The sequence below is a fragment of the Azospirillum sp. UENF 312511 genome (assembly GCF_058780635.1).
Genome location: NZ_JBSNCG010000005.1, coordinates 916,216 through 939,585, shown reverse-complemented (window position 1 = coordinate 939,585; position 23,370 = coordinate 916,216). Strand labels below are relative to the sequence as shown.

Here is a 23,370-nt window from a genome sequence, read left to right as displayed (position 1 = left end):
GAGGCGGCGATGGACGGCATGAACGGGCTTTTCTGCGGACGGGCGCTGCTGCCCGACGGCTGGGCCTCGAACGTGGCGCTGCGCTTCGACGCGCGGGGCACGCTGACGGCGGTGGAGCGGGACGCCTCCGCGGAGGGCCTCCCGCAGGCCGCCGGGCCGGTGATCCCCGGCATGCCCAACCTGCACAGCCACGCCTTCCAGCGCGCCATGGCCGGGCTGACCGAATACGCCGGCGCGTCGGAGGACAGCTTCTGGACGTGGCGCGACGCCATGTACGGCTTCGTCCGCCGCATGACGCCGGAGGCGGCGGAGGCCGTCGCGTCGCTGCTCTACATGGAGATGGCGAAACAGGGCTACACGGCGGTCGCGGAGTTCCACTACCTCCACCACGGCACCGATGGGCGCCCTTACGCCGACCGGGCGGAGATGTCGCGTCGCATCCTGGCCGCCGCCGACACGGCGGGGATCGGCCTGACCCACCTGCCGGTGCTCTACGCCCACAGCGGCTTCGGCGGCAAGCCGCCGTCCGACGGGCAGAAGCGCTTCATCAACGACGTGGACGGGCTGCTGTCCATCGTCTCCGCCATGCAGAAGGCCATGGGCGCGGAGCGGGCGGGCCGCCGCGCCGGTCTCGCCCTGCATTCGCTGCGCGCGGTGACGCCGGAGGAGATGCGCGACGCGCTGGCCGGCCTCGACGCGCTCGACCCCGGCGCGCCCATCCACATCCACATCGCCGAGCAGACGGCGGAGGTGGACGACTGCGTCGCCTGGAGCGGCAAGCGCCCGGTGGAGTGGCTTCTGGAGAACGCTCCGGTGGGGCCGCGCTGGTGCCTCGTCCACGCCACGCATGTGACCCTGGCGGAGGTGGACGGCATGGCGGCGAGCGGGGCCGTGGCCGGCCTCTGCCTGACGACCGAGGCCAATCTGGGCGATGGGCTGTTCCCCGCCATCCCCTTCCTGGCGCAGGGCGGGCGGTTCGGCGTCGGGTCGGACAGCCACATCAGCGTGTCCGCGGCGGAGGAGCTGCGCCTGCTGGAATACGGCCAGCGGCTGGTGCAGAGGCGGCGCAACGTGCTGCGCATCGGGGATTGCCCGTCCATCGGCGGCGGCCTCTACCGGGCGGCGGTGGCCGGCGGCGCGCAGGCGCTGGGCCAGCCGGTCGCCGGCGGCGGTCTTCAGGTGGGTCAGCCCGCCGACCTCGTCGTGCTTGACGCCGACAACCCGAAACTGCTTTCTCGCACCGACGACAGCCTTCTGGACGCCTATGTCTTCGCCAGCGACGGGCACGCCGTGCGCGACGTGGTCGCTGCGGGGCGGACCGTGGTGCGCGAAGGCCGCCACGTCCGGGAGGACGCCATCCGGGCCGCCTACCGGCGCGCCATCAAGGGGTTGCGCCGGGATACATGAGCGAAACGGATCCGAACACCTACATCGCCCCGGCGCTGCAGCGCGGGCTGGCCATTCTGGAGCTGTTCACGCCGCAGCGCCGGACCCTGTCCCTGACCGACATCGCCAAGGCGCTGGGGATCGGGCGGGCCTCGGCCTACCGGCTGGTCTTCACGCTGGAGCATCTCGGCTACATCGGGCGGGTGGGGGACGGCAAGTCCTACCGCTTGGCGCCGCGGTCGATGCAGCTCGGCTACCATTACCTGTCGGGGCTGGACGGGATCGAGGTGGCGATCCCCTACATCGACGGGCTGCGCGACAGCACGCAGATCTCCGCCCACATGGCGGTGCGCGACGGGACGGAGATCGTCTACGTCTACCGCGCGCACTCGCACATGACGCTGTCGAGCAACATCGCGGTCGGCTACCGCCTGCCGGCCCACGCCACCGCGATGGGGCGGATGCTGCTGAGCGGCCTCAGCGACGAGGCCATCGCGCAGCTCTACACCGGCGTGCGGCTGGACCGTTACAGCGACACCACGGCGGTCACGCTGACCTCGCTGATCCAGGAGGTGGCGGAGGACCGCAAGCGCGGCTGGACGATGAACCGCTCCTCCTTCGTGTCGGGGATCGTCGCCATCGCGGCGGCCATCCGCGACCACCGGGGCGAGGTCATCGCCGCCATCAACCTCTCCGGCCCCAGCGCCGTGATGGACCAGCCCGCCACGCTCGACCATCTGCGGACCAAGGTGGTGGAGACGGCCGACACGATCTCGCACCAGCTCGGCTACCTGCCGCGCGGTTGAGCGGCAACTGCCCAATTGACCCTCGCCCCTCTGGGGAGAGGGAGGGGACCCGCGCCGTAGGCGTGGGGAGGGGGAGGGGGATGCGCTTTTGCCGGACGTTCTGCCACGCGCAACCCCCTCACCCTAACCCTCTCCCCAGAGGGGAGAGGGGATGTCTTTTCCCGGGAGGTAGAACGCGGCATTCTGACCGAGTCGGAAGATTGCACGGGAGAAGCCCTATGCGTGCGCATCGCAACGCCCTGCGGATCGCTCTTGTGGCGACGGTCGCATGGGGAGGCGCCGCCCTGGCCGCCAAAGCTGCCGCCCCCTCCTTCTCCTGCGCCAAAGTGGAGGCGGGCAGCATCGAGCAGACGGTCTGCACCGACGCCGGCCTGTCGGCGCTCGACCGCAAGCTGGCCGGCGTTTATGGCGAAGCCACGGCCAAGGCGGCGAACGAACACCCCCCGACACTGAAGGCGGAGCAGCGCGGCTGGATCAAGGGCCGGAGCGACTGCTGGAAGGCCGACGACCGCCGCGCCTGCGTGGAAGAGCAATACCGCCTGCGCATCGCCGAGCTTCAGGCCAAGTACCGACTGGTGCCCTCCATCGGCCCCGTCCGCTTCGCCTGCGACGGCCAAGCGGGCAACGAACTGACCGCCACCTTCTTCGAAACCGACCCACCGACGATGATCGCCGAGCGCGGCGACGCCGTGTCGTTGATGGTCGGACAGCCGGCGGCGTCCGGCGCCCGCTACCAGGGCCGCAACGAGAGCTTTTGGGAGCATCAGGGCGAAGCGCGGGTGACCTGGGGCTACGGCGCTCCGGAGATGACCTGCCGGAAGGCGCCGTAAGCCCTCACGCCGGGGCCCTCTACCCGCGCGCCGCGACGCGGGCGAGGATGGCGCAGGCTCCCGGCCCGGTCTCCAGCGTCGCGGCGGTGTCGTCCAGACGGGCGGTCCAGCCCGGCGACACCCGCGCCACGCTGTCGCCGGTGCGCAGGATCACCTCTCCGTCCAGCGCGTGGACCAGCGCCATGCCACCGGCCGGGATGTCCGCCGCCGTGTCGGCCGGCAGGATGTCGAGCCGGGCGTCGGCCCGCTCGCGGTCGAAGATCAGGTTAAAGTCGCGGATCGGCCCGTCCAGCAGGGCGCAATCCACCGCGGCGTCGCCGGAGAAGCGGAATGGCGCGGCGCGGTTGGTGACGGTCGCCGGGACGCCGTCCACGGTCAGCCGCATGCCGGCCCCCTCGACCACGGCGATCAGCCGCTCGCAGCCGGTGAAGGCGGAGAAGGGGCCGGCCTCCGCCACGTCGGCGATGCTGATCCGCCACAGGAAGCGGCCGGCGGCGCCGGGCAGCTCCTGGAGGGCGATTTCGGTGGTCGTCCCGCCGCCGTTCTTCCAGGGCATGCGGCGGTAGCGGGCGGGGTCGAGAAGAGAAACAGCCATCAAAATCCTCGCGGGACGGGGGAGGGCGTCCGGCCCATCCCCTGTCCCTTGTCCTCGTGTGCGTGTCTGCGGCGCCGATGGGCGGCGAGTCAGGCGTCCCCGAGCGATTGGGTCAGGCCCCGGTGCTTGAGAAGCGCCTCGATGCGCGGCTCGCGTCCGCGGAAGGCGGTGTACAGCTCCATCGGGTCGCGGGTGTCGCCCGACGAATAGATCGTCTTCAGCTTCGCCGCAAGGTCGGGATCGAAGGGGTTGCCGGTTTCCAGGAACGCCTCGAACCCGTCGGCGTCGAGCACCTCCGCCCACAGATAGGCGTAATAGCCCGCGGCGTAGCCGCTGCCGGCGAACAGATGCTGGAAATGGGTCGGGCGGTGGCGCACGGCGATCTCCGCCGGCATGCCGATCTTGTCCAGCACCGACCGCTCGAAGGCGACGACATCCGTGTCGGCGGCGTCGCTGCGGGTGTGGAACTCCAGGTCGAGCAGCGCCGCCGCGGTGTATTCCACCGTGCCGAAGCCCTGGTTGAAGTTGCGGGCGGCGAGCAGGCGGCGCAGCAGGTTCTGCGGGATCGGCTCCCCGGTCTGGTGATGGCGGGCGTAGGTGGACAGCGTTTCCGGAACCGCCAGCCAGTGCTCGTAGATCTGCGAGGGCAGTTCCACGAAGTCACGGCGGACCGAGGTGCCGGACTGGCTCGGGTAGCGCACGTTGCTGAGGCAGCCGTGCAGGAAATGGCCGAACTCGTGGAACAGCGTCTCGGCGTCGTCGAAGCTGAGGAGCGTCGGTTCGCCCTTCGAGAAGTTGTTGTTGTTGACGATGATCGGCGACACCGCCCCGTCAAAATTCTCCTGGTCGCGGTAGCTGCTCATCCAGGCGCCGGACCGCTTGGACGACCGGGCGAAATTGTCGTGCAGGAAAATGCCGACATGACGCCCGTCCTTTTCCGTCACCTCGTAGACACGGACGTCCGGGTGGTAGACCGGCAGGTCGGGCCGCTCGGTGAAGGTCAGCCCGAACAGGCGCCCGGCGGTGTCGAAGGCCGCGCGCACCATGTTCTCCAGCACGAAGTAGGGCTTCACCTCCGCCTCGTCGATGTCGTACTTGGCCTGCCGGACCTTCTCCGCGTAATAGCGCCAGTCCCAGGGGGCGATCGGCTCGTTCATGCCCTCCGCCCGGGCGCAGTCCTGAAGCTCCGCGCGCTCGGCGGCCGCCTTCTCCTTGGCCGGTCCCCAGACCTGCAGCAGCAGCCGTTCGACGGCGGAGGTGTCCTTCGCCATGCTGTCGTCCAGCTTGAAGTCGGCGTAGCTGGCGTAGCCCATCAGCTTCGCCTGCTCGGTGCGCAGCGCGACGATCTCCCGGATCAGCGGGCGGTTGTCGTGCTCGCCCTCATGCTCGCCGCGGCGGATCCAGGCCTCGTAGGCCACCTGCCGCAGGTCGCGGCGGGCCGAGAAGGTCAGGAAAGGCTCCACCGAGGAGCGGGCCAGCGTGATGACGTACTTGCCCTCCTGCCCGCGCTCCTTGGCGGCCTGGGCGGCGGCGTTGCGCGTGAAGTCCGGCAGGCCGGCGAGGTCGCTCTCCTCCAGCACGAGCTGCCAGTCCTTCTCGTCGTGCAGCACATTCTGGCCGAACAGCGTGTGCAGGGTGGCCAGCCGCTCGGTGATCGCGGTCATCCGCGCCTTGGCGTCCGGCGGCAGCAGCGCGCCGCTGCGCACGAATCCCAGATGCTGGCGCTCCAGCAGGCGCAGCTGGTCGGGGGCGAGGTCCAGCGTGTCGCGCCGCTCGTAGAGGTCCGCGACGCGGGCGAACAGCGCCGGGTCCAGCGCAATGCGCATGGAATGCTGGGCGAATTTCGGCGCGTAGTCGCGGGCAATGGTCTCCAGCGCGTCGGTGGTGTTGCTGGAGTTCAGGTTCCAGAACACGCCGCCGACCCGGTTCAGGAAGCGCCCGCCGCGCTCCATCGCCTCGATGGTGTTGGCGAAGGTCGGGGCGTCGGGGTTTCCGGTGATCGCCGCGATCTCCGCGATGTTTTCCGCCATGCCATGGTCGAAGGCGGGCGGAAAATGCTCGGCCTGGATGCGGTCGAAGGGCGGCAGGCCGAAGGGCGTGGTCCAGGTTTCGAAGAACGGGTTGCTCATCAAGGCCCCTTGCTGACCGGAAACGGAAGACATGCAAGGACATGATGCCGCAACCGGTCCGCCGCCACAACACACCGGTCGCCACAGGGCGCATCCCAGAGCGGCGAAAAAGGAGGGAATGACAGTGTCATTCTAGGATAATAAGCCTTCAAACCTATGCTTGAACGACATTGATCCGGTGCCGTATCCAACCGAGACATAAAAAGGCTTCAAATCTCTCCTAAAGTTTGTTAGCCTCTTGTCAGTGGCGGCCAGGAATTGTCCTCTTGAACGCGCTTCAGGAGCGCCATTCCGTGTGCGCATTTCCCTACAACCCCAGTCTGTTTCAGAGGTGACATCGGTATGCATGCATAGATAAATCTGTTTTCTTGTTCATATAGCCTTCAATTTCATGAGTCTTCGCTGTTTTTGCGTTTTCTCATGTAGCTTTACTTTCCCTGTGGTTGGCGGGAGGCGGTCGCGACGCGGCTGTCAAAATTGCTGGCGTGCGGACGAAAGTCCTTGCCTCGCGTGCCTCTCCACCCCGGCACGCCCCTGCTTCCCCCTGCTTCCAATGAAGGCTGCAAGACGGACCGGTCCCGTTCGGGCTCCGGAACCACACGCATTTTGCCAAGAGCGGAGGCATCAGCGGATGACCGCGAAAATTGCCGTAAACGGCGTCACCCGGATTTTCGGGCGCCACCCACGTCAGGCGCTCGACCTGCTGAAGGCGGGTCTTTCCAAGGAAGAGATCTTTAAAAGAACCGGCCAGACCGTGGGCGTCCTCGACGCCACATTCGAGGTCGAGGCCGGTGAAATCTTCGTCATCATGGGCCTGTCGGGCTCCGGCAAATCGACGCTGGTCCGCATGCTCAACCGGCTGATCGACCCGACCGCGGGCGAGATCCGGATCGACGGGCGGGACATCACCAAGCTGTCGCGCGCCGAGCTGACCGAGCTGCGGCGGCGCGACCTGGGCATGGTGTTCCAGTCCTTCGCCCTGCTGCCGCACCTGCGGGTGTGGGAGAACGCCGCCTTCGGGCTGGAGATCGCCGGGGAAAGCCTGAAGGCGCGGCGCGACAAGGCGCAGCAGGCGCTGGACGCGGTCGGCCTCGGCGCCTACGCGGAAAGCTTCCCGCGGGAGCTGTCGGGCGGCATGCAACAGCGCGTCGGTCTGGCCCGCGCGCTCGCCAACGAGCCGTCCGTCCTGCTGATGGACGAGGCCTTCTCGGCCCTCGATCCGTTGATCCGCACGGAGATGCAGGACGAGCTGCTGCGCCTTCAGGCCGAACGGCAGCGCACCATCGTCTTCATCAGCCACGATCTGGACGAGGCGATCCGCATTGGCGACCGTCTGGCCATCATGGAAGGCGGCCAGATCATCCAGGTTGGGCGCCCGGACGAGATCCTCAAGCAGCCGGCCAACGACTACGTCCGCTCCTTCTTCCGCAACATCGACGTCACCAAGATCCTGACGGCGGGCGACATCGCCCGGCGCGATCAGGTGACTCTGATCCGCCACACCGGCGAAGGCCCGCGCGCCGCCGTCCGCCAGCTGCGCGAGCGCGACCGCGAGTTCGGTTACGTCCAGGATGGCCGCCGCCGCTTCCACGGCGTGGTGTCGGTGGAAACGCTGGTCACCGCCATCGAGCGGCACAACGGCTCCGCCACGCTGGACGAGGCGCTGCTTCCGGGCATCGAGCCGTTGCCCGTCGACCTGCCGATGGACGAGGTGCTGCCGCGCATCGCGTCGGCCCCGTGCCCGCTGCCGGTGGTGGATGGGCAGGGCGCCTATGTCGGGGCGATCTCCAAGACCGCCTATCTGGAAACCCTTGGACGGACGCGCTGACCATGGACTTCAAGCTTCCCATCGGCGATTGGGCCGACGCCGCCGTGATGTTTCTCCTGGACCACGCGCAATGGCTGTTCGACGGCATCGACCTCGTGGTCGGCGCGGTCGCCGACGGCGTCCAGGCCGCCCTGACCTCGCTGCCCGGCGTGGCGCTGGCCGCCATCGTGGTGTTGATCGGGCTGTGGCGGAACGGCTGGCGCTTCGCGCTGTTCGCCGCGGCCTCGCTGCTGGTCGTCGCCGGGCTGGGCATGTGGCACCAGACGGTGGACACGCTGGCCCTGGTGCTGACGGCGACCGCCATCGCCCTGACCATCGGCGTTCCGCTGGGCATCGTCGCCGCGCGCAACGACCGGGTGGAAACGGTGGTGCGCCCCGCGCTCGACCTGATGCAGACCATGCCGGCCTTCGTCTATCTGATCCCGGCGGCCATGCTGTTCGGTCTGGGCCGCGTGCCGGGAATCATTGCGACGATCATCTTCGCCATGCCGCCGGTCGTCCGCCTGACCAGCCTGGGCATCCGGCAGGTCCCGCACGAGCTGGTCGAGGCCGGCCTCGCCTTCGGCTGCACGCCGCGCCAGCTCCTCTTCAAGGTGCAGATGCCGACCGCGCTGCCGTCGATCATGGCGGGCATCAACCAGACCATCATGCTGTCGCTGTCGATGGTCGTCATCGCCTCGATGATCGGGGCGGGCGGCGTCGGCAACGAGGTGCTGCGCGGCATCCAGCGGCTGGACATCGGCCTCGGCGTCGAGGGCGGGCTGGCCGTGGTGATCCTGGCGATCCTGCTCGACCGCATCACCCAGAGTTTCGGAACCCCGGACGCGGGGGGACGCTCCCCCCGGTCCGCCTTGCGCTCCCTGCTGAGCCGCCGCCGCGCGGCGCAGCCGAAGGACGACGCGCACCTGTCTCCCACGCACGGAGTCACCGAAGCGGGATGAACCGCCATCCCCAAAACCATACAAAACAAAGGATTTTTTGCATGAGACGCACGTTTCTGAAGATGATGGCCCTCGGCATCGCCGCCGTGATCGGCAGCACCGCCCTGTCCTCCGCCAGCATTGCCGCCGAGGACAAGAAGCCGGTCCGCATCGGCTGGACCGCTTGGTCCGACGCCGAGGCGGTGACCAAGCTCGCCCAACGCCTCATCCAGGAACGGCTGGATCAGCCGGTCGAGCTGGTGCTTGCCGACATCGGCCTGCAGTATCAGGGGCTCGCCAAGGGCGACCTCGACTTCATGATGATGTCCTGGCTGCCGACCACCCACGCCTCCTACCTGGACAAGGTGGGCAAGGACATCGTGCCGCTGGGCATGCTCTACACCCGCGCCCGCCTGGGCTGGGCCGTGCCGGACTATGTGCCGGAGGATCAGGTGAAGACCATCGCCGACCTCGCCAAGCCGGAAATCCGCGAGAAGCTGAAGGGCAAGATCCAGGGCATCGACCCCGGTTCGGGCCTGATGCAGGCGTCCGAGAAGGCGCTGAAGGACTACGGCCTCGACGGCTACGAGCTGGTGTCGGCCAGCGGCGCGGCGATGACCGCCGCGCTCGGCCGCGCCGACCGGCGCGAGGACTGGATCGCCGTCACCGCCTGGAGCCCGCACTGGATGTTCGCCAAGTGGAAGCTGCGCTATCTGGAGGACCCGAAGGGCTCGCTGGGCGGGCTGGAGCGCGTCCACGTCATGGCCCGCAAGAACTTCTACCAGGAGCACCCCAAGGTCGCCGAGTTCCTGACCCGGATGTATCTGCCGCTGGATGATCTGGAGAAGATCATGCTGGAGGCCGACGCCACCTCCTACGACAAGGCGATCGACACCTACATCGCCAACAACAAGCAGCGCGTGGACTATTGGGTGACCGGCGAGATGCCAGCCTCCTAACCAGCCCGAGGCCCTGTCTGCACCTCACGGCCTCGTCATTGGGGTTCGGACAGGGCCTCCACACTGTCCTTCAGCACGCCCTCAAGGCTTCCTGCCAGGGCCAGCGCCTCGTCCGGCGGCGCCTTTTCCAGCGCCAGCGCGAGGTCGCCCAGCCGCTTCGCCCCCACGTTCCAGGACAATCCCTTGAGCGTGTGGGCGGCGCGGCGGTGCTCCTCGCCGCTGGCCAGGGCGCTGCTGATCCGCGCCACCTGTTCCCGCGCGGTGCGCGAGAAGCCCTGCACGGCCTCGGACCAGCTCTCCGGACCGAGAGCCTCGGCCACGCTGTCCACCTGTTCGCGGTCCAGCAGGTCGGCCACCGGAACGCTTTCCGGAGCCGCCTCGGCAAACACCGTGGGCACCGCCTTGGAAGCGGGGCTGCCGACGACCGCGCGGATCGCCGCGTCGAGCGCCGCCGGACGCAAGGGCTTGGGAACGAACCCGTTCATGCCCACCGCCATGCATTCCGGAAGCGAACTGCCCGAGGCGTGCGCGGTCAGCGCGATCACCGGAACCCCGTTGCGCGGCGCCGGCAGGGCGCGGATCAGGCGGATGGCGGTCAGCCCGTCCATTCCCGGCATCTGGATGTCCATCAGCACCACGTCGAAGGGCTCCTCCGACCGCTCCACGGTCCGCACCGCCTCGTCCCCATCGACGGCGGTGACCACGCTGTGCCCGCCGCGCACCAGCAGGCCGCGCACGATGTCCCGGTTCACCGCGTTGTCGTCCACCGCCAGGACCCGCAAGGGGGCAGGGGGGCGGCCGGCGGCGCCTCCACGGCGTGGTGCAGCGCCGCCGGATCACCCGGCGCGCAGGCAACCGAGAATTGGAACAGGCTTCCCTTGCCCGGCGCGCTGGTGACGGAAATCGTTCCGCCGAGCAGCCCGCACAGCTCCTTGCAGATCGCTAGCCCCAGACCAGTCCCGCCGTAACGGCGGGTGATCGAGCTGTCGGCCTGGGTGAAGCGGTCGAACAGCGACGGGATGGACTCCGCGGCGATGCCGATACCGCTGTCCTCCACCTCGAACTCCAGAAGGAAACGCCCGTCCGGCAGATCGGCGCCGCGGCGGGCGCGCACGGCCACATGGCCGGCGCTGGTGAACTTCACCGCGTTGCCGACCAGATTGAACAGGATCTGCCGCAAGCGGGCCGGGTCGGTGACCACCGCCTCCGGCACGGTGGGCAGCATGTGACAGGACAGCGACAGCCCCTTGTCCGCGGCCGAGGGCTGGAACACCGCCATCACCGCCTCCGCGAGGTCGGCGGGCGCGCAGACCTCCTCCTCGATGACGATCCGCCCGGCTTCCAGCTTGGAGAAGTTCAGGATGTCGTCCAGCCGCCGCAGCAGGCTTTCCGCCGAACGGCGGGCGACGCCGGCCAGACGCCGTTCCTCCGCATCCAGCCCCTCGCCGTCCAGCAGCGTCAGCGTGCCCAGAACGCCGTTCATCGGCGTGCGGATCTCGTGGCTGATCGTTGCCAGGAATTCGCTCTTCATCCGGTTGGCGTGCTCGGCGCTGTCGCGGGCGCGGTGCAGGTCGGCCTTGATCTGCTTGGCCTTGGACAGATCGTGGAAGACACCGATGAAATGCTCCCGCCCGCCGGCCCTCCAGCTCGACAGGGCGATCTCGGTGGGGACAAGCCTGCCATCGGCGCGCTGGACCGGCACCTCGCGGATCATGCCGCTCGGGCTGCCGCGGCCGCTCGACTGGTAGTCCCGGAACAGGCGGTCATGATTGCCGGCGTGCCCGTCCGGCATCAGGGCCGTGACGTTCCGCCCGATCATCTCCGCCTCATGGTAGCCGAAGAGAGCCTTCGCCGCCGGGTTGAAGCCGGTGATCACGGCGTTCTGGTCGGTGACGACGATGGGCTGGCCGACCGCGGCAAACATCGCGCGGTAGCGCCGCTCGCTGTCGGTCAGCGACCGTTCCGCCCGCCGCCGCTCCGTCACGTCGGAGCCGGAGCCGCGGTAGCCGGCGAAGGCGCCCTGATCGTCGAAGACCGGCTTGCCGCTGAGCGACCAGATCCGGGTGTCGCCGTCCGGTCCGTGGACCGCGAATTCGAAATCGCGGAAGGGTTGCCGGTCTTCCAGGATGCGGCGCTGCTCCTCCCAATGAGCGCCATCGCCGGCTTCGCGCAGGGCGATGTCCTCGCAACGCCGGCCCCGGTACAGCTCCGGGTCGCGGATCGATCCGGCATAGGCTCCGGACACGCCGGCGAAGCACAGGTCGGCGTCCATTTCCCAGAACCAGTCGGACGCCGTTTCCGCGATGTCGCGCAGCTTCGTCTTGCTGGCGCGCAGATGCCGCGCCGCCTCGTCCAGCGTGGCATGGGCGCGCTCCTGGGCACGGCTTTGCAGCGTCACCAGCGAGGCCAGGACGAACAGCAGGGCGGTGGTCAGGCCCGCCCCGACGGTGTAGGCGCGCTGCCGCGCCCAGGTTTCGGCCATGAACTCCGCCTCGCCGAAGCCCGCGCTGACGATCAGCGGGTAGTTCTGAAGGCTCCGGAAGCTGGTCAGGCGGGCCACCCCGTCGACGGGACTGACCGAGCGCAGGAAGCCTTGTGTTTTCTCCTCCGCCTCCTGCAGGATCGGCGATCTGCCGAGGTGCAATCCAATGATGCGGTCGTCCATGACGCTGCGCGCGCGCAGGATGCCGTCGCGGCCGATGATGGAGATGACGCCGTCATGGCCCACATTCAGGTTGTCGAAGGTGCGCCCGAAGTAGAGGGGGTCGAGCGAGGCGACGATCATCCCGCCGAACCCGCCATCCGGGGCGTCGACCTTGCGGCTGAGCTGGATCGACCATTTGCCCGACAACCGCCCGAAGACGGGGCGGCTGATGAACAGTCCCTGGACCGTTCCTTCCTTGTGCACGCGGAAATGCTCGCGGTCGGCCAGATTCACCCGGGCCGGGGCGTTGTCCACGCTGCTCTGGATCAGGTCGCCCTTGCCGTCCGCGTAGGCGAGCTGGAGCAGAAGGTCCGAATCCAGCGTCGCGTTCCGCATCACGTCGCGCAGCAGCGGGCTCTGGCTGCCCAGCCGATACAGATCGTAACCGATGAAGGACAGGATGCGGTCGGTCCCGGCGATGGTCCGTGTGGTCTGTTCCGCGATGATGTGCGCCAGGTTGCCGGTGTCGCGCTCGGCCCGCTGGAGCGCGTCGCGCTGGTCGCGCTCCGTCAGGTAGAGAGCCGCGGTCCAGGCCGCCGCGGTCAGCAGGAGCGTGGCCATCCACACCCCGGAAACCAGCGCCCTGGACCGGAACGCGTAGGCGCGGTGGCGTGCTCGGGCAGGGGAAGGGAAACGGGGGTGTCCGGCATCGCGCCCTCCTGTCTAACGGAACGCGGCGCCATCCGTCCCGGTGAAATCCGGGTCGGGATGGGCGTTGTGAATAGCCAGGATGGGCGTCCAGGCGCGCAGGAAGGCGTCGACGCAGGTCGGGTCGAAATGGGTGCCGCTGTGCTCGACGATGTAGGCCTTCGCGGTGTCGAGCGGCCAGGGCGTCTTGTAAGGGCGGGCGGCGGTCAGCGCGTCGAAGACGTCGGCGATGGCGACGATGCGGCAGGCCAGCGGGATTTCCTCCCCCCGCAGGCCCTTGGGGTAGCCGGTGCCGTCGTACTTCTCATGATGGCCCAGCGCGATCTCCGCGGCCTCGCAGATGAGGGGGTGCTCGCTTCCCTGCAGCATGGCGTGGCCGATCGCCGGATGCTCGCGCATCACCCGCATCTCGCTTTCGGTCAGCCGGCCGGGCTTCAGCAGGATGGCGTCGGGGATGCCGATCTTGCCGATGTCGTGCATCGGCGCGGCCTCGGCCAGCCGGGCGCAGTCGTCGGGGTCCATCCCGAAACCTTCGGCGATGACACGCGAGTAGCTTGCCATCCGTTCGATGTGCAGGCCGGTTTCCGGGTCACGATACTCCGCGGCACGGGCGAGGCGGGCCACCAGCTCCTGCGCCTGCTGGCGGAGCTGGGCGGTCGCCTCCTCCACCCGGCTGCGCAGGACGGCGGCCTGATCGCGCATCATCCGCTGGCCGAGCCGCAGGCGCAGAAGGTTCTGCGCACGGGCGAGCAGCTCCGGCACGATGATGGGTTTGGTCAGGAAATCGGTGCAGCCGCTTTCGAGGGCGGCCACCCGCAGCTTCACCGACGTGTCGGCGGTGATCATCACCACCGGAACGTCGGCGAGATGCCGCTGGGCGCGGATGCGCTCCAGCACGTCCATGCCGTCGAGGTCCGGCATGACATGGTCGATCAGAATCAGGTCGGGCGTGTTGACGGCCAACCAGTCCAGAGCCTCCAGCGGACTGCCCATGCCGATGGGCTCCGCGTCGTCGATCCGCCGGATGACCGCGCTGGTGATGAACAGCGTTGAGGGATCGTCATCGACGATTACAACCTGCATTTTTGCGCCCGACCCAGACCACCATTTTGGGTATCATTAGAAAATGATAGCCAGCAAAATCTTAACGAATCTTGCTAAAATTGGTCATATGCGGGCGAAAAAGTCGCGGCCGGACCGTCCGGCCGCGTGCAGGTGACTTGTGGTATCGGGTGCGCCTCAGCGGGCGGCGGTCAGACCACCGTTGGTCGCAACGCTCGGGCGGCTGAAGGCCGCGGCCAGACGGCGGAACAGGCTGCGCAGATAAGCGGCCCGCAGGGCTTCCGCCTGACGGCGGATGTTGCGCAGTTCCGTGGACGACAGAGGGTTCGCGAAGTTGTCGGCGTTCATGGCTGTCCTCATGGCGGCCTCGAAGGCCGCGGTTCGATGGGAATGTCTCTGGCTGTGCCGCTCGGGCGCCGGAGTCGACGGCTGGCCGTGGAAGGGGCCTGCGCGATTCCGGCGGAGGGGCGGTGCTGCCTGCCTGGATATATTGACACCACCACCCCGGAAGACGACGCGCCGATAACGCATGGCTTCCATTACTATGATGCAGCGCACAACCAAAAATAAAAGGGAGCATCATCACTCAAGAACGCAAGTCTTCGCAGCGCTGTTAAAAGACTTTGTCGCAGCGCTGTGATGATGGAAACTTCCGCAGCGCTGCGAAGCGCGGATTTCCTGCCTTCCCGGCCGGAGAGGAACACACCGGACCGGATGATCGCCGAGGACGGGTTGACCGCACTCCGCCGCCGCGGCAGAGTCGAGGCCGCCCCTCGAAGGAAGGGGAATCCGCCGAAGGGGAATCCGCATGCTCCGCCCAGCGCTGCTCGCCTTTGGCCTCCTGGCGCTGCCGACCGCCGCAGCGGCGGCGGGTTTTCCCTGCTCCAAGGCCACCACCCCAACGGAAAAGGCGATCTGCGCCGATCCGGCGCTCTCCGCTCTGGATGAGCGGCTGGCCGCGACCTACCGCGCCGCCCTGGAGCGCCTGTCGGGCGCCAGCCCGGAGGAGGGCGCCGCCGGGGCCGCCGTGAAGGCCGACCAGCGGGCGTGGCTGCGCGAGCGCGACTCCTGCGGCGTCGACGCGGCCTGCCTGCGCCGCGCCTATGACGGGCGCATGGCGATCCTGTCCTTCCGCAGCGATCCCGCCACACCGCCGCCGCCCGTCGGGCGCTACGTTGGCCGCTTCGACCATGAGGGGTTCATCGGCATCGCCGCCCTCGCCCTGCGCAACGGGACGGTCGCCGTCAGCGTCAGCGGCGCCGAGCCCACGGCGGGGCGCTGGGTGTGCAACTTTTCCGGCATCGGGCGGCTGGACGACCAGGGACGGCTGACGGTCGGCACCCCCGACGCGGAGGGCGGTGGCCTGATCCTGGTTGCGGAGGAGGGCGGCGGGATCGCCATCCCCGATCTGGAGCCCAACCGCGCCGCCAGCGGCTACTGGTGCGGCCACAACGGCAGCTTCATCTGGACCTACCGGCGCGTTTCCTGATCCGCGCCGCCTTGCGAAGCGCATGCCCCGACGCCATTCCGACGATGCATTGCGCGCAATTCAATAGCGCATGACAAAATACATTGCGCGCAATTCGATTTTGCGTGATGGTTTCCCTCGACAACAAGCGGCAACCCGCTTCCCCGATCGAAACGATCCATCTGTTCGAAGGAGTGCAAACAATGAAGATCCTCTATACGACCAAGGCGACGGCCACCGGCGGGCGTGACGGCAAGGCGGAGACCGACGACGGCCTGCTGTCGGTGGCGCTGGCCGCCCCGAAGGAGCTGGGCGGCAAGGGTGGCGCCACCAACCCCGAGCAGCTGTTCGCCGCCGGCTATTCGGCCTGCTTCCTCGGCGCCATGAAGTTCGTCGGCAACCGCGACAAGATCGCCGTTCCGGCGGACGTGACGGTGACCGCCCAGGTCGGCATCGGCCCGCGCGACGACGGCGAGGGCTTCGGCATCGCGGTGGACCTCACCGTGTCCCTGCCCGGCCTGGACAAGGCGGCGGCCGAGGATCTGGTGGCCCGCGCCCACAAGGTCTGCCCCTACAGCCACGCGACCAAGGGCAACATTGCGGTGAGCACGGCCATCGCGTAAGAGGGCGCGTCACTGGGCGCATAACAGGGTTTCATGCTCGCGGGCGTGTTGCGTGCCATACCCCCATGCGCTATGGGGTCGCGCGCAACAGGCCCGCGACGCGTCCCTGGCTGGGAACCCCCGAACGATGAGCACCGAGAACGACAACCCGCTGCTGCTGGCCAACCAAGCCTGCTTCGCCCTCTATTCGGCGAATCTGGCGATGGCGCGGGTGTACCGCCCGCTGCTGGAGGCGCTGGAGCTGACCTACCCACAGTATCTGGTCATGCTCCTCCTCTGGGAACAGGACGGCCAGACCATGAAGGCGCTGGGGGAGCGGCTGCTGCTCGACAGCGGCACGCTGACCCCGCTGCTGAAGCGGCTGGAAGGGCAGGGGCTGCTCACCCGCGGTCGCGACCCGGCGGACGAGCGGCTGGTGCGCATCCACCTGACGCCGCAGGGCACCGCGCTGCGGGAGCGGGCGACGGCGCTGCCGGAGCACATCGCGGCGGCGGCGAACTGCCCGCTTCCCGACCTCGCCGGTTTGCGCGACGCGCTCCTGAGCTTGCGCAACTCGCTGAACGCCGCCGCCGACCGGGATTGAACCCGGCCTCGTCAGCCGGCCTCGGCCATCGGCAGACGCGGCGGCTCCTCGGTCAGCCGCTTGGCGCGGCGGGCGCGGGTCTCCACCGTCGCGGCGGGCGTGACCGGCACGAAATCGGTGGGCCGGCGGTCGTCGCCGGTGATCGCCCGCATAGCCGCCACATTGGCGTTTTCCACCGCCTGCGCCTTGCGCACCTGGGCCAGGAACTTGGCGCTGGGCAGCATCACGTAGGTGATCCCCTCGATGCGGGCGCCCACCTTGTCGTAGAGCTTCTCCGCGCTGGTCAGGATTCCCTCCTCGACCAGGGCGTCCACCGCGGAAGTCACCGCGCGCAGCGTGTCGCGGCGGCGGCTCCACACGTTCATGCCGCTGTTCTTGATGATCTCGTCCGCCGACAGGGTCATCGCCCTGGCACCCAGATCGCCCGGCGCCTCCGCCCCCGAATAGTCGTACTCGGCGCTGAGACGGTTGTAGAGCCAGCGGGACACCGGGCTCTTCAGCCGCATCAGCCATTGGTAGCTGACCGGCTTGAACTCCAGGTTCCGGATGGCCGAGGAGACCAGCGGGTTGAACTGCAGGTGGGTTTCCTCGTCGCCCCCCTCGTCGCCGATCAGGTCGGGGCGGGAGCGGATGGCCAGCACCGGGAAGGCCGTGGATTCCAGCAGGTTGGCCCCGCGGCCCTTCTTCACCCCCTCCGCCGGCTTGCCGATGATGATGCGCGAGCGCGCCAGGATGGTCAGCGATTCGCGGATGTCGCGGATCGACAGCGTATGGCCGACCGCCTTCAGCTCGCGCTGAATCTCGTAGAGGGTGAAGCGCATCTGGACCTTGTCGCGGTTCTCGCCGCCCAGCGACAGGCGCGAGCGGTCCATGGCGAGGCGGCGCACCACATGCTCCACCACCTGCTCACGCTCGGCGGGGAAGACCTCGTACTCGATCTCGGTCTGGCCGTCGGCCTGGGCGGTCCCGTCGTCGCGGTTAACCATGTCGCGGTTGACCATCTTGGTCAGACGAGCGGGCTGGATGGTCAGGTGGAAGGTGCTGCCGTGATAGGTGAACTCGCGCTTGATCGACGCGACAAAATTGCCCTTCGCCGGCGCGGTCTCCGCGGACCGTCCGCCGTCGCGCGAGGCGAAGACGTAGCGCGGCGCCAGATCGTACAGCGCGATCAGGTGCGACTGGGAGCGGTCCTCCAGCTCGAACAGAACCAGTTGCAGCGCGCCGGGTGTCGCGATCTTGCTCATCCAATCCCTCCTTGCCCGGCTATGACCATGCGGCGGCGGGCGCGCGCTGACAACCGCTTCGTGATGGGCGACCTCCTTCGGTATGGAGCCTTTGCCCGCACCCATGGAGCGATAGCCCGCGGGTATGGAGCAACAGCCCGCGCTTTTCCGGCACAGCGTTGAGATCCTTCGACTCTGTCGGCGACTCCGCCGCCCGCGGCGAATCGCTCCACACCGGCGAGGGTCAAGGCGCGGACCAAGGCGCGGGCTATCGCTCCATGACCGCGAAGTCTCCCCGCGAGTCGGAACTCCATGGGCCGGACCGGCGAAGCGCGAGCAAAAGCTCCATCCCGTGCTCGCCACCGGATGACGGCCCGAGGCACGGGGAGACGGCAGGGCGCGGGCTATCGCTCCATACCCGCGGGCTATCGCTCCATGGTGCGCGGGCGGAGCGCCGCCCAAACGCGGGCTGTTGCTCCATGATCCAGCGTGCCAGCCGCGGGCCATCGCTCCATACGTCCGAATCCGGAGGCGCGGGCTACCGCTCCAGGACCGCGGGTTCCCGCTCCAGGATTCCGATTCGGCGATGAAGCGCGGGCTGTCGCTCCATGGCGGCGGGCAATGGCTCCAGGAGCGCGGGCCAGGGCTTCAACGGCGCGGGCTACCGCTCCATGCCCGGCTATGGAGCGACAGCCCGCGGTTTGAAGAGCCGCGCGCCACTGGGAATCCTGATCCGCAAAGCCACCGGCCCGCAGTCCGTGCGGAGCCGGCCCCGACAGCCTTGCGGAGACCGCATCATGACACCCCGCGACGACACACCCATGGGCATCCCACCGGGTGACGCCCCACGAGAATCCGGCCCGCCCGCCGACACCGGGCGGTGGGGCCGGATTCCGGCCTGGTGGCTCGGCCACCCCGCCATCGACGCCGATGGTCTGGCCGTCCTGGCAGCGTTGGCGACCTACGCCAACGCCCGCGGCGAGTGCTGGCCGTCCCAGGCGACGCTCGCCACCGCGCTGAAGCGCAGCCGCAGCACGGTGAACCGCATCCTCGGCCATCTTGCCGAATCCGGGGTGATCGCGCGGGAGTCCCGCCGCTCCGCCTCGGGCGGGCGTCTGTCCTGCCTGTACCGGCTGCGGATGGTTCCCGACGACGAACCGAAAACCGCGCCTGTCGCGGAGGCCCGGACCGGAACGCCCCCTGTGCAGCCGCCGGCCAAGGATGTCGCTCTCACCGACTCCCCGTGTGCGCCGGTGCTACAGAAACAGCCGGAATCCGAACAGACTCCGGACTCGCACGCTTCGCGCGGGCCAGCCCAGACGGTGCCGGACGGTTGGATGCCGGATGCCGAAGACCGCGCCTGGGCCGAAAGCCGCTTTGCCGGGGTCGATCTCGACCGCCACGCCGAAGGATTCCGCCTGCGCTGCCAAGCCCACGGCTACCGCTACCGTGACACCGGAGCCGCCTGGAAAGCCTGGCTGACGCAGGACGCCGCCGCCGGCAAGGCGCCGCTGCTCCGCTCGACCGGCCGCGCCGCCACCACAAGGCCGGCGCCCGCCGCGCCGGTTCCCGAACAGAAGCTCGGCGCCTGGATGGCCGCCGCGGCGAAGCTCAACGCAAGCCACGGCGTCGGCATCACCCCGCAAGCCCACCCGAATGTCTGGAGTTGAAGGACAGGCCATGACCGCACAGCCACGATCCGCTCCACCCGGAGCTTCCAACCCATCGGTCGTGACACACCTGCCGTCCCGTCCGCCGCTTCCCTTCGATCCCGCCGCCCCCGCCCATGAGCGCGGTCTGGCGCTGGCCTCGGCGTTGCCGGTGCCGCTCAGGACCGTCCTCGCCTCCGGGCGGGTGGAGCGTCGGCCGCGATTCGGCGATCGCGGTTTCGACGGGGTGACGGAGGACTGGAGCCCGCCCGACGGGGTGACCGCCCAGCACGCGCTGATGGCGCGGCGCGCGCTCGACGAGTTGACCGGCTCCATCCTCGCCCCGGCGACGCCGGACCATCTGCTGGCCCGCATCCTGGCCCTGCTCAGCCACTATCCGGCCAAGGGCACCACGCCGGAGGTGGAGCATCTGGTCGCGCTCGACTGGGCGGAGGACCTCGGCGAGTTTCCGGCCTGGGCGGTCGACGCGGCGGCGCGGACCTGGCGCCGCACGCAGAAATGGCGCCCGTCCATCGCGGAGATGCGGGCGCTGTGCGAGGAGGCCTGCGCGCCGGAATGGGCGCTGGCGCGGCGGCTGTCGGTGATCGCGGTGGCGGGAAGCGCGTCCGGAGACGGGGCGGGCGGGGGGACGGGCCACGGCCGCGCCGGCCGGCTGCGCGCGCTGGCCAGGGGAGCGGTCCGGCGGATGGGATGAGCTGACCGCCCGGCTGTGCCGCTTACGGCGTCCGCTCCTCGCGGATCGCCCGTTCGAAGGCGGCCAGCATCTCCACCCCCTCGGCGCCGAACCGCCGCTCGATGGCCTGCCGCACCGCGGGCTGGGTCACTTTGCGGAACGCCTCCGCCTCGCGCGGGGTCAGCGTGTGGACCTCCATGCGCTGCGCCAGTGGCGGCAGACCGCGGTCCGAGGATTCGATCAGGCGGCTGAGGCCGCGGCTGGCGACGACGCCCAGCCGGGCGGCGTTCGTCACGGCCGCGCGGTCGCTGGGGGCGAGGTCGTCCAGGAACTTGGCGTTCATCACCCAGACATAGGGGAGGAACAGGTGGTTGCTCAGCGTCAGGTGACGCTGCACCTCGTCGAAGCGTGCGAAGCGGACGATCGGCACCGGGTTCATCTGGCCGTCCACCGCGCCGGTGCCCAGCGCGTTGTAGAGGTCCGACCAGGCGACGTTGACCGGCGTGCCGCCGAGGCTGCCGATCATGGTGCGGTGCGTCTCCAGATCCATGGTGCGGATCTTCAGCCCCTTCATGTCCTCGGGCTGGCGGATCGGGCGCTTGGAGTTGGTGATGGTGAACAGCCCGCCGGGATCGCCGAAGCCCAGCACGGCGAGGCCGGCCTTGCGCCGGACCTCCTCGGCCAGCCGGTGGCCGAAGGGGCCGTCGAAGACGTCGTAGGCGTTGGCGACCGAGGAATAGGCAAAGGGCAGGTCGATGACCGCCAGCATCGGGTAGAGCGGCGCCACCCCACCGACCGAGGAGATGGCCGACTGGATGGTCCCCTGGCGGACCAGCTTCACCGCGTCGCCGTCGCGGCCCATCTGGCCTTCGGGAAAGATCTCCACCCGCACGCGCTTCTCGGTCGCCACCTCGACATGATTCTTGAAGACGATCGCCATGGCCCCGGCGGTGTTGTCGAAGGCGTCGTTGCGGTTGGGGTGGGCCAGCTTGATGACCGTCTCGGCGGACACCCCGGCGGCGGCGAGCGCCAGCGCCAATACCGTGCAGGCGGCCAACAGCCGCGCCGTCCATCTGCTTTTCATCGCGTCCTCTTCTGGCTACTTGGTCTTGAAATGCTCGGCGGGGTCCCAGCCGTCGCCGGGCGGGTCGGCGATCAGCCGCTCGCAGCGCGCGATGTAGAGCCGGGCCAACGCCGCCACCTCCGGCTCGTCGGCCAGCGGCCGCAGCAGGTCGAGCGCGGCCGACCAGCGCCGGCCGCGGTAGAGCGAGACGGCGACGTGCCACTGGCGGCACAGGTCGTGGGTTTCCGGCGGGCGGGCGAAGGCCGAATGCGGGTCGAGCGCGCCGACAAGTTCGAACAGCTCGATCGGCGCCGACAGGCCCGAAGGCACGGCGAGATCGACGGGTCGGAACAGGAAGCGCCCGCGCACCGCGTGCTCCACCGCTCCGGTGACCAGGATGCTGGTGCCGTAGACCTTGTTCAGCCCCTCGATGCGCGAGGCGAGGTTCACGTGGGAGCCCAGCGCCGTGTACTGCATGCGGTCGGAGGAGCCGACGTTGCCCACCACCACCTCCCCCAGATGCAGGCCGAAGCGGGTCGGCATCGGCGGCATGCCGGCGGCGAGGCAGGCGTCGTTGATGGCGCGGTTGACCGACAAGCAGCCGAGAGCGGCGAGGCAGGCATGCTCCGCATGGTCCGGGTCGGGGCGCGGCGCGTTCCAGAAGGCCATGATGGCGTCGCCGATGAACTTGTCCACCGTGCCGCCATGGCCGTGGATGCAGGCGGTCATCCGCTCGAAATAGGTGGTCAGCCGGTCCAGCACCTGCTGCGGCGGCATGGACTCGCTGGTCGCGGTGAAGCCGGCGATGTCGCTGAACAGGATGCTGAGGGGGCGCGTCTCGCCGCCCAGCTCGCCGCCGTCGCCGGTGACGATGATGTCGCGCACCAGCGCCTTCGGCACATAGGCGCCGAAGCGGCGCAGCCCGCCTTTCATGGCCTCGACGGCGCCGGCCAGTTCCGCGACCTCCTGCACGCGGGTGCGGACGGCGAAGCGGCCGGTCAGGTCGAAATGGCGGATCCGCTTGGTCTCCGACACGATGTCCTGCATCGGGCGGGTCAGCCGGTGCGACAGCCAGAGCAGCAGCAGGACCGACACCGCCAGCAGCCCGGCGCCGATCACCACGATGCGGTAGGTGGCGCGGCGCAGCGAACCGACGAACTCGTCCACCTCCACCGCCACGCCGACGGTCCAGCCACTGCCGATCCCGTCGGCCAGGGTCGCGAACTCGACGATGTAATCGCGGCTCTGCGGCCCCAGCGGGGCGATGAAGCGGTCGCCGGCCCCGCTGTTGCGGCGCTCCACCGCCTCGGCCAGCACCGGATCGGGGAAGGACGCGGTGGTGTGGAGCGACGCCGCAGCGCCGTCGCCGCCGACCAGCAGGTCGGCCCGGTTGTGGCAGATCACCCGCCCGGTGCCGTCGATCACGAACACCGCCCCGGAGGGGCCGATGCGCAGGGCGTCCAGCCGGGCCGCCAGCCGGTCCAGCGAGACGTCGGCCCCGATGGTGCCGATGGGCACCCCGTCGTCAGTGGCCATCCGGTAGGAGACGGTGACCACCGGCCGGCGGGTCGCCGGCAGGACGAAGGCGTCGGACATCACCGCCATCCCGGCCTTCTGCGCCGCCACGTACCAGGGGGCGGTGCGCGGGTCCTCCGTCGCCTCCGACCGCTCCACGCCGGTGACCTGCCCCCAGGAGCGCAGGTAGAAATAGGAGTCGGCGAACCGGCCCGAACTGGAATCCTGCATGCGCAGGGCGAGCGCGCTGCCCGGCGGCGGCGCGGCGGGGCCGAAACGCCCGCCGTCGGGGGCCAGCCGCGCCATCTGGAAGAAGGCGCCGTCCCCGGCGAAGCCGACATAGAGCGAGGCGAGCTGCGGCAGGGTGGCCAGGGCGTCGGAGAAGTAGCGCAGCGATTCGATGCGGCGCAGCCCGTTGCGGTCGATCCGCCCGAAGCCGGCCATCGCCTCGGCGACGCGGGCCACCGGGCTGACCAGACCGTTCAGGTCGTTGGTGACGGTCTGGGTGGTGCGCGCGATGGACTGGGACGCCACCTCCAGCGCGGTGCGGGAGTTCTCATGATAGAGGTAGCTGAGCATCACCGCGATCAGCGGCACCGTCGTCAGCAGGAAGGCCAGCGCGATTCCCACGCGCAGGCGTATCCGGTACGGCGTTTGGGACATCGGGCGGTCTCCGGAGGGCCAA

20 protein-coding genes are annotated in these 23,370 nt (G+C 69.3%); 11 read left to right on the top strand and 9 right to left on the bottom strand.

Annotation, left to right across the window (positions count from 1 at the left end; all coding sequences use genetic code 11):
- Nucleotides 1-9: 9 nt before the first annotated feature.
- The 3 genes from ACWPN7_RS32650 (at nt 10) to ACWPN7_RS32640 (ending at nt 3,022) form a co-directional block, all read left to right on the top strand.
- Entirely contained in the window at nt 10-1,407 is a 1,398-nt protein-coding gene (locus ACWPN7_RS32650; RefSeq protein ID WP_459197487.1) for a formimidoylglutamate deiminase, read from the top strand.
- A complete protein-coding gene (locus ACWPN7_RS32645; protein ID WP_040136031.1) occupies nt 1,404-2,192 on the top strand; it encodes an IclR family transcriptional regulator in 789 nt (262 codons plus the stop codon). Before ACWPN7_RS32650 ends, ACWPN7_RS32645 begins: the two co-directional genes overlap by 4 nt.
- Before the next feature lie 218 nt (nt 2,193-2,410).
- Nucleotides 2,411-3,022 (top strand): MliC family protein, encoded by a 612-nt coding sequence (locus ACWPN7_RS32640; protein ID WP_407823752.1) that lies wholly within the window; start codon nt 2,411-2,413, stop codon nt 3,020-3,022.
- Nucleotides 3,023-3,041: 19 nt separating this feature from the next.
- Here the strand turns inward: ACWPN7_RS32640 and ACWPN7_RS32635 are convergent, their stop codons facing one another.
- Entirely contained in the window at nt 3,042-3,617 is a 576-nt protein-coding gene (locus ACWPN7_RS32635; protein ID WP_459197488.1) for a HutD/Ves family protein, read from the bottom strand.
- An 89-nt stretch (nt 3,618-3,706) separates the two neighbouring features.
- Entirely contained in the window at nt 3,707-5,746 is a 2,040-nt protein-coding gene (locus ACWPN7_RS32630; RefSeq protein ID WP_459197489.1) for a M3 family metallopeptidase, read from the bottom strand.
- A 631-nt stretch (nt 5,747-6,377) separates the two neighbouring features.
- Here ACWPN7_RS32630 and proV point away from each other — a divergent pair.
- From proV to ACWPN7_RS32615, 3 genes are read left to right on the top strand one after another with little or no spacing between them, the layout of a single operon-like run.
- Nucleotides 6,378-7,574: a glycine betaine/L-proline ABC transporter ATP-binding protein ProV gene (gene proV / locus ACWPN7_RS32625; protein WP_103040458.1), complete on the top strand. Its 1,197-nt coding sequence runs from the start codon at nt 6,378-6,380 to the stop codon at nt 7,572-7,574.
- Nucleotides 7,575-7,576: 2 nt separating this feature from the next.
- Entirely contained in the window at nt 7,577-8,515 is a 939-nt protein-coding gene (locus tag ACWPN7_RS32620) for an ABC transporter permease (RefSeq protein WP_149648933.1), read from the top strand.
- A 41-nt stretch (nt 8,516-8,556) separates the two neighbouring features.
- Nucleotides 8,557-9,453: a glycine betaine ABC transporter substrate-binding protein gene (locus ACWPN7_RS32615; protein ID WP_459197490.1), complete on the top strand. Its 897-nt coding sequence runs from the start codon at nt 8,557-8,559 to the stop codon at nt 9,451-9,453.
- Nucleotides 9,454-9,488: 35 nt separating this feature from the next.
- On the opposite strand, the gene ACWPN7_RS32610 is transcribed toward ACWPN7_RS32615, so the two are convergent.
- The 4 genes from ACWPN7_RS32610 to ACWPN7_RS32595 form a co-directional block, all read right to left on the bottom strand.
- Nucleotides 9,489-10,220 (bottom strand): response regulator, encoded by a 732-nt coding sequence (locus ACWPN7_RS32610; RefSeq protein WP_459197491.1) that lies wholly within the window; start codon nt 10,218-10,220, stop codon nt 9,489-9,491.
- Nucleotides 10,202-12,718, bottom strand: a complete 2,517-nt coding sequence (locus tag ACWPN7_RS32605) for a PAS domain S-box protein (RefSeq protein ID WP_459197492.1) — start codon at nt 12,716-12,718, stop codon at nt 10,202-10,204. Before ACWPN7_RS32605 ends, ACWPN7_RS32610 begins: the two co-directional genes overlap by 19 nt.
- A 102-nt stretch (nt 12,719-12,820) precedes the next feature.
- Nucleotides 12,821-13,888: an HD domain-containing phosphohydrolase gene (locus ACWPN7_RS32600; RefSeq protein ID WP_459197493.1), complete on the bottom strand. Its 1,068-nt coding sequence runs from the start codon at nt 13,886-13,888 to the stop codon at nt 12,821-12,823.
- A gap of 156 nt (nt 13,889-14,044) precedes the next feature.
- Nucleotides 14,045-14,215 (bottom strand): RSP_7527 family protein, encoded by a 171-nt coding sequence (locus ACWPN7_RS32595; protein WP_459197494.1) that lies wholly within the window; start codon nt 14,213-14,215, stop codon nt 14,045-14,047.
- Between the two features lie 460 nt (nt 14,216-14,675).
- Between ACWPN7_RS32595 and ACWPN7_RS32590 the strand changes: the two genes are divergently transcribed.
- The 3 genes from ACWPN7_RS32590 (at nt 14,676) to ACWPN7_RS32580 (ending at nt 16,541) form a co-directional block, all read left to right on the top strand.
- The gene (locus tag ACWPN7_RS32590) at nt 14,676-15,356 is read left to right on the top strand and encodes a lysozyme inhibitor LprI family protein (protein ID WP_200475443.1); all 681 of its coding nucleotides are present in this window, start codon (nt 14,676-14,678) and stop codon (nt 15,354-15,356) included.
- Nucleotides 15,357-15,538: 182 nt separating this feature from the next.
- Entirely contained in the window at nt 15,539-15,958 is a 420-nt protein-coding gene (locus tag ACWPN7_RS32585) for an organic hydroperoxide resistance protein (protein ID WP_040137104.1), read from the top strand.
- Between the two features lie 127 nt (nt 15,959-16,085).
- Nucleotides 16,086-16,541: a MarR family winged helix-turn-helix transcriptional regulator gene (locus tag ACWPN7_RS32580; RefSeq protein ID WP_492273727.1), complete on the top strand. Its 456-nt coding sequence runs from the start codon at nt 16,086-16,088 to the stop codon at nt 16,539-16,541.
- 11 nt (nt 16,542-16,552) lie between these two features.
- On the opposite strand, the gene ACWPN7_RS32575 is transcribed toward ACWPN7_RS32580, so the two are convergent.
- The gene (locus ACWPN7_RS32575) at nt 16,553-17,785 is read right to left on the bottom strand and encodes a hypothetical protein (RefSeq protein WP_040136051.1); all 1,233 of its coding nucleotides are present in this window, start codon (nt 17,783-17,785) and stop codon (nt 16,553-16,555) included.
- A 776-nt stretch (nt 17,786-18,561) separates the two neighbouring features.
- On the opposite strand from ACWPN7_RS32575, the gene ACWPN7_RS32570 reads away from it, so the two are divergent.
- The gene (locus tag ACWPN7_RS32570) at nt 18,562-19,434 is read left to right on the top strand and encodes a helix-turn-helix domain-containing protein (protein WP_459197495.1); all 873 of its coding nucleotides are present in this window, start codon (nt 18,562-18,564) and stop codon (nt 19,432-19,434) included.
- 61 nt (nt 19,435-19,495) lie between these two features.
- A complete protein-coding gene (locus ACWPN7_RS32565) occupies nt 19,496-20,128 on the top strand; it encodes a hypothetical protein (protein ID WP_459197496.1) in 633 nt (210 codons plus the stop codon).
- Nucleotides 20,129-20,150: 22 nt separating this feature from the next.
- Here the strand turns inward: ACWPN7_RS32565 and ACWPN7_RS32560 are convergent, their stop codons facing one another.
- A complete protein-coding gene (locus ACWPN7_RS32560; RefSeq protein ID WP_407823758.1) occupies nt 20,151-21,191 on the bottom strand; it encodes a TRAP transporter substrate-binding protein in 1,041 nt (346 codons plus the stop codon).
- Between the two features lie 15 nt (nt 21,192-21,206).
- On the bottom strand, nt 21,207-23,348 hold the full coding sequence (locus ACWPN7_RS32555) for an adenylate/guanylate cyclase domain-containing protein (RefSeq protein WP_459197497.1): 2,142 nt from the start codon (nt 23,346-23,348) through the stop codon (nt 21,207-21,209).
- Nucleotides 23,349-23,370 lie beyond the last annotated feature (22 nt).

Excerpts from the sequence above, each read along its gene's own strand:
- ACWPN7_RS32650 (WP_459197487.1), top strand. The coding sequence starts at position 10 with ATGGACGGCATGAACGGGCTTTTCTGCGGACGGGCGCTGCTGCCCGAC.
- ACWPN7_RS32645 (WP_040136031.1), top strand. The coding sequence starts at position 1,404 with ATGAGCGAAACGGATCCGAACACCTACATCGCCCCGGCGCTGCAGCGC.
- ACWPN7_RS32640 (WP_407823752.1), top strand. The coding sequence starts at position 2,411 with ATGCGTGCGCATCGCAACGCCCTGCGGATCGCTCTTGTGGCGACGGTC.
- ACWPN7_RS32635 (WP_459197488.1), bottom strand. The coding sequence starts at position 3,617 with ATGGCTGTTTCTCTTCTCGACCCCGCCCGCTACCGCCGCATGCCCTGG.
- ACWPN7_RS32630 (WP_459197489.1), bottom strand. The coding sequence starts at position 5,746 with ATGAGCAACCCGTTCTTCGAAACCTGGACCACGCCCTTCGGCCTGCCG.
- proV (WP_103040458.1), top strand. The coding sequence starts at position 6,378 with ATGACCGCGAAAATTGCCGTAAACGGCGTCACCCGGATTTTCGGGCGC.
- ACWPN7_RS32620 (WP_149648933.1), top strand. The coding sequence starts at position 7,577 with ATGGACTTCAAGCTTCCCATCGGCGATTGGGCCGACGCCGCCGTGATG.
- ACWPN7_RS32615 (WP_459197490.1), top strand. The coding sequence starts at position 8,557 with ATGAGACGCACGTTTCTGAAGATGATGGCCCTCGGCATCGCCGCCGTG.
- ACWPN7_RS32605 (WP_459197492.1), bottom strand. The coding sequence starts at position 12,718 with ATGGCCACGCTCCTGCTGACCGCGGCGGCCTGGACCGCGGCTCTCTAC.
- ACWPN7_RS32600 (WP_459197493.1), bottom strand. The coding sequence starts at position 13,888 with ATGCAGGTTGTAATCGTCGATGACGATCCCTCAACGCTGTTCATCACC.
- ACWPN7_RS32595 (WP_459197494.1), bottom strand. The coding sequence starts at position 14,215 with ATGAACGCCGACAACTTCGCGAACCCTCTGTCGTCCACGGAACTGCGC.
- ACWPN7_RS32590 (WP_200475443.1), top strand. The coding sequence starts at position 14,676 with ATGCTCCGCCCAGCGCTGCTCGCCTTTGGCCTCCTGGCGCTGCCGACC.
- ACWPN7_RS32585 (WP_040137104.1), top strand. The coding sequence starts at position 15,539 with ATGAAGATCCTCTATACGACCAAGGCGACGGCCACCGGCGGGCGTGAC.
- ACWPN7_RS32580 (WP_492273727.1), top strand. The coding sequence starts at position 16,086 with ATGAGCACCGAGAACGACAACCCGCTGCTGCTGGCCAACCAAGCCTGC.
- ACWPN7_RS32575 (WP_040136051.1), bottom strand. The coding sequence starts at position 17,785 with ATGAGCAAGATCGCGACACCCGGCGCGCTGCAACTGGTTCTGTTCGAG.
- ACWPN7_RS32570 (WP_459197495.1), top strand. The coding sequence starts at position 18,562 with ATGACACCCCGCGACGACACACCCATGGGCATCCCACCGGGTGACGCC.
- ACWPN7_RS32560 (WP_407823758.1), bottom strand. The coding sequence starts at position 21,191 with ATGAAAAGCAGATGGACGGCGCGGCTGTTGGCCGCCTGCACGGTATTG.
- ACWPN7_RS32555 (WP_459197497.1), bottom strand. The coding sequence starts at position 23,348 with ATGTCCCAAACGCCGTACCGGATACGCCTGCGCGTGGGAATCGCGCTG.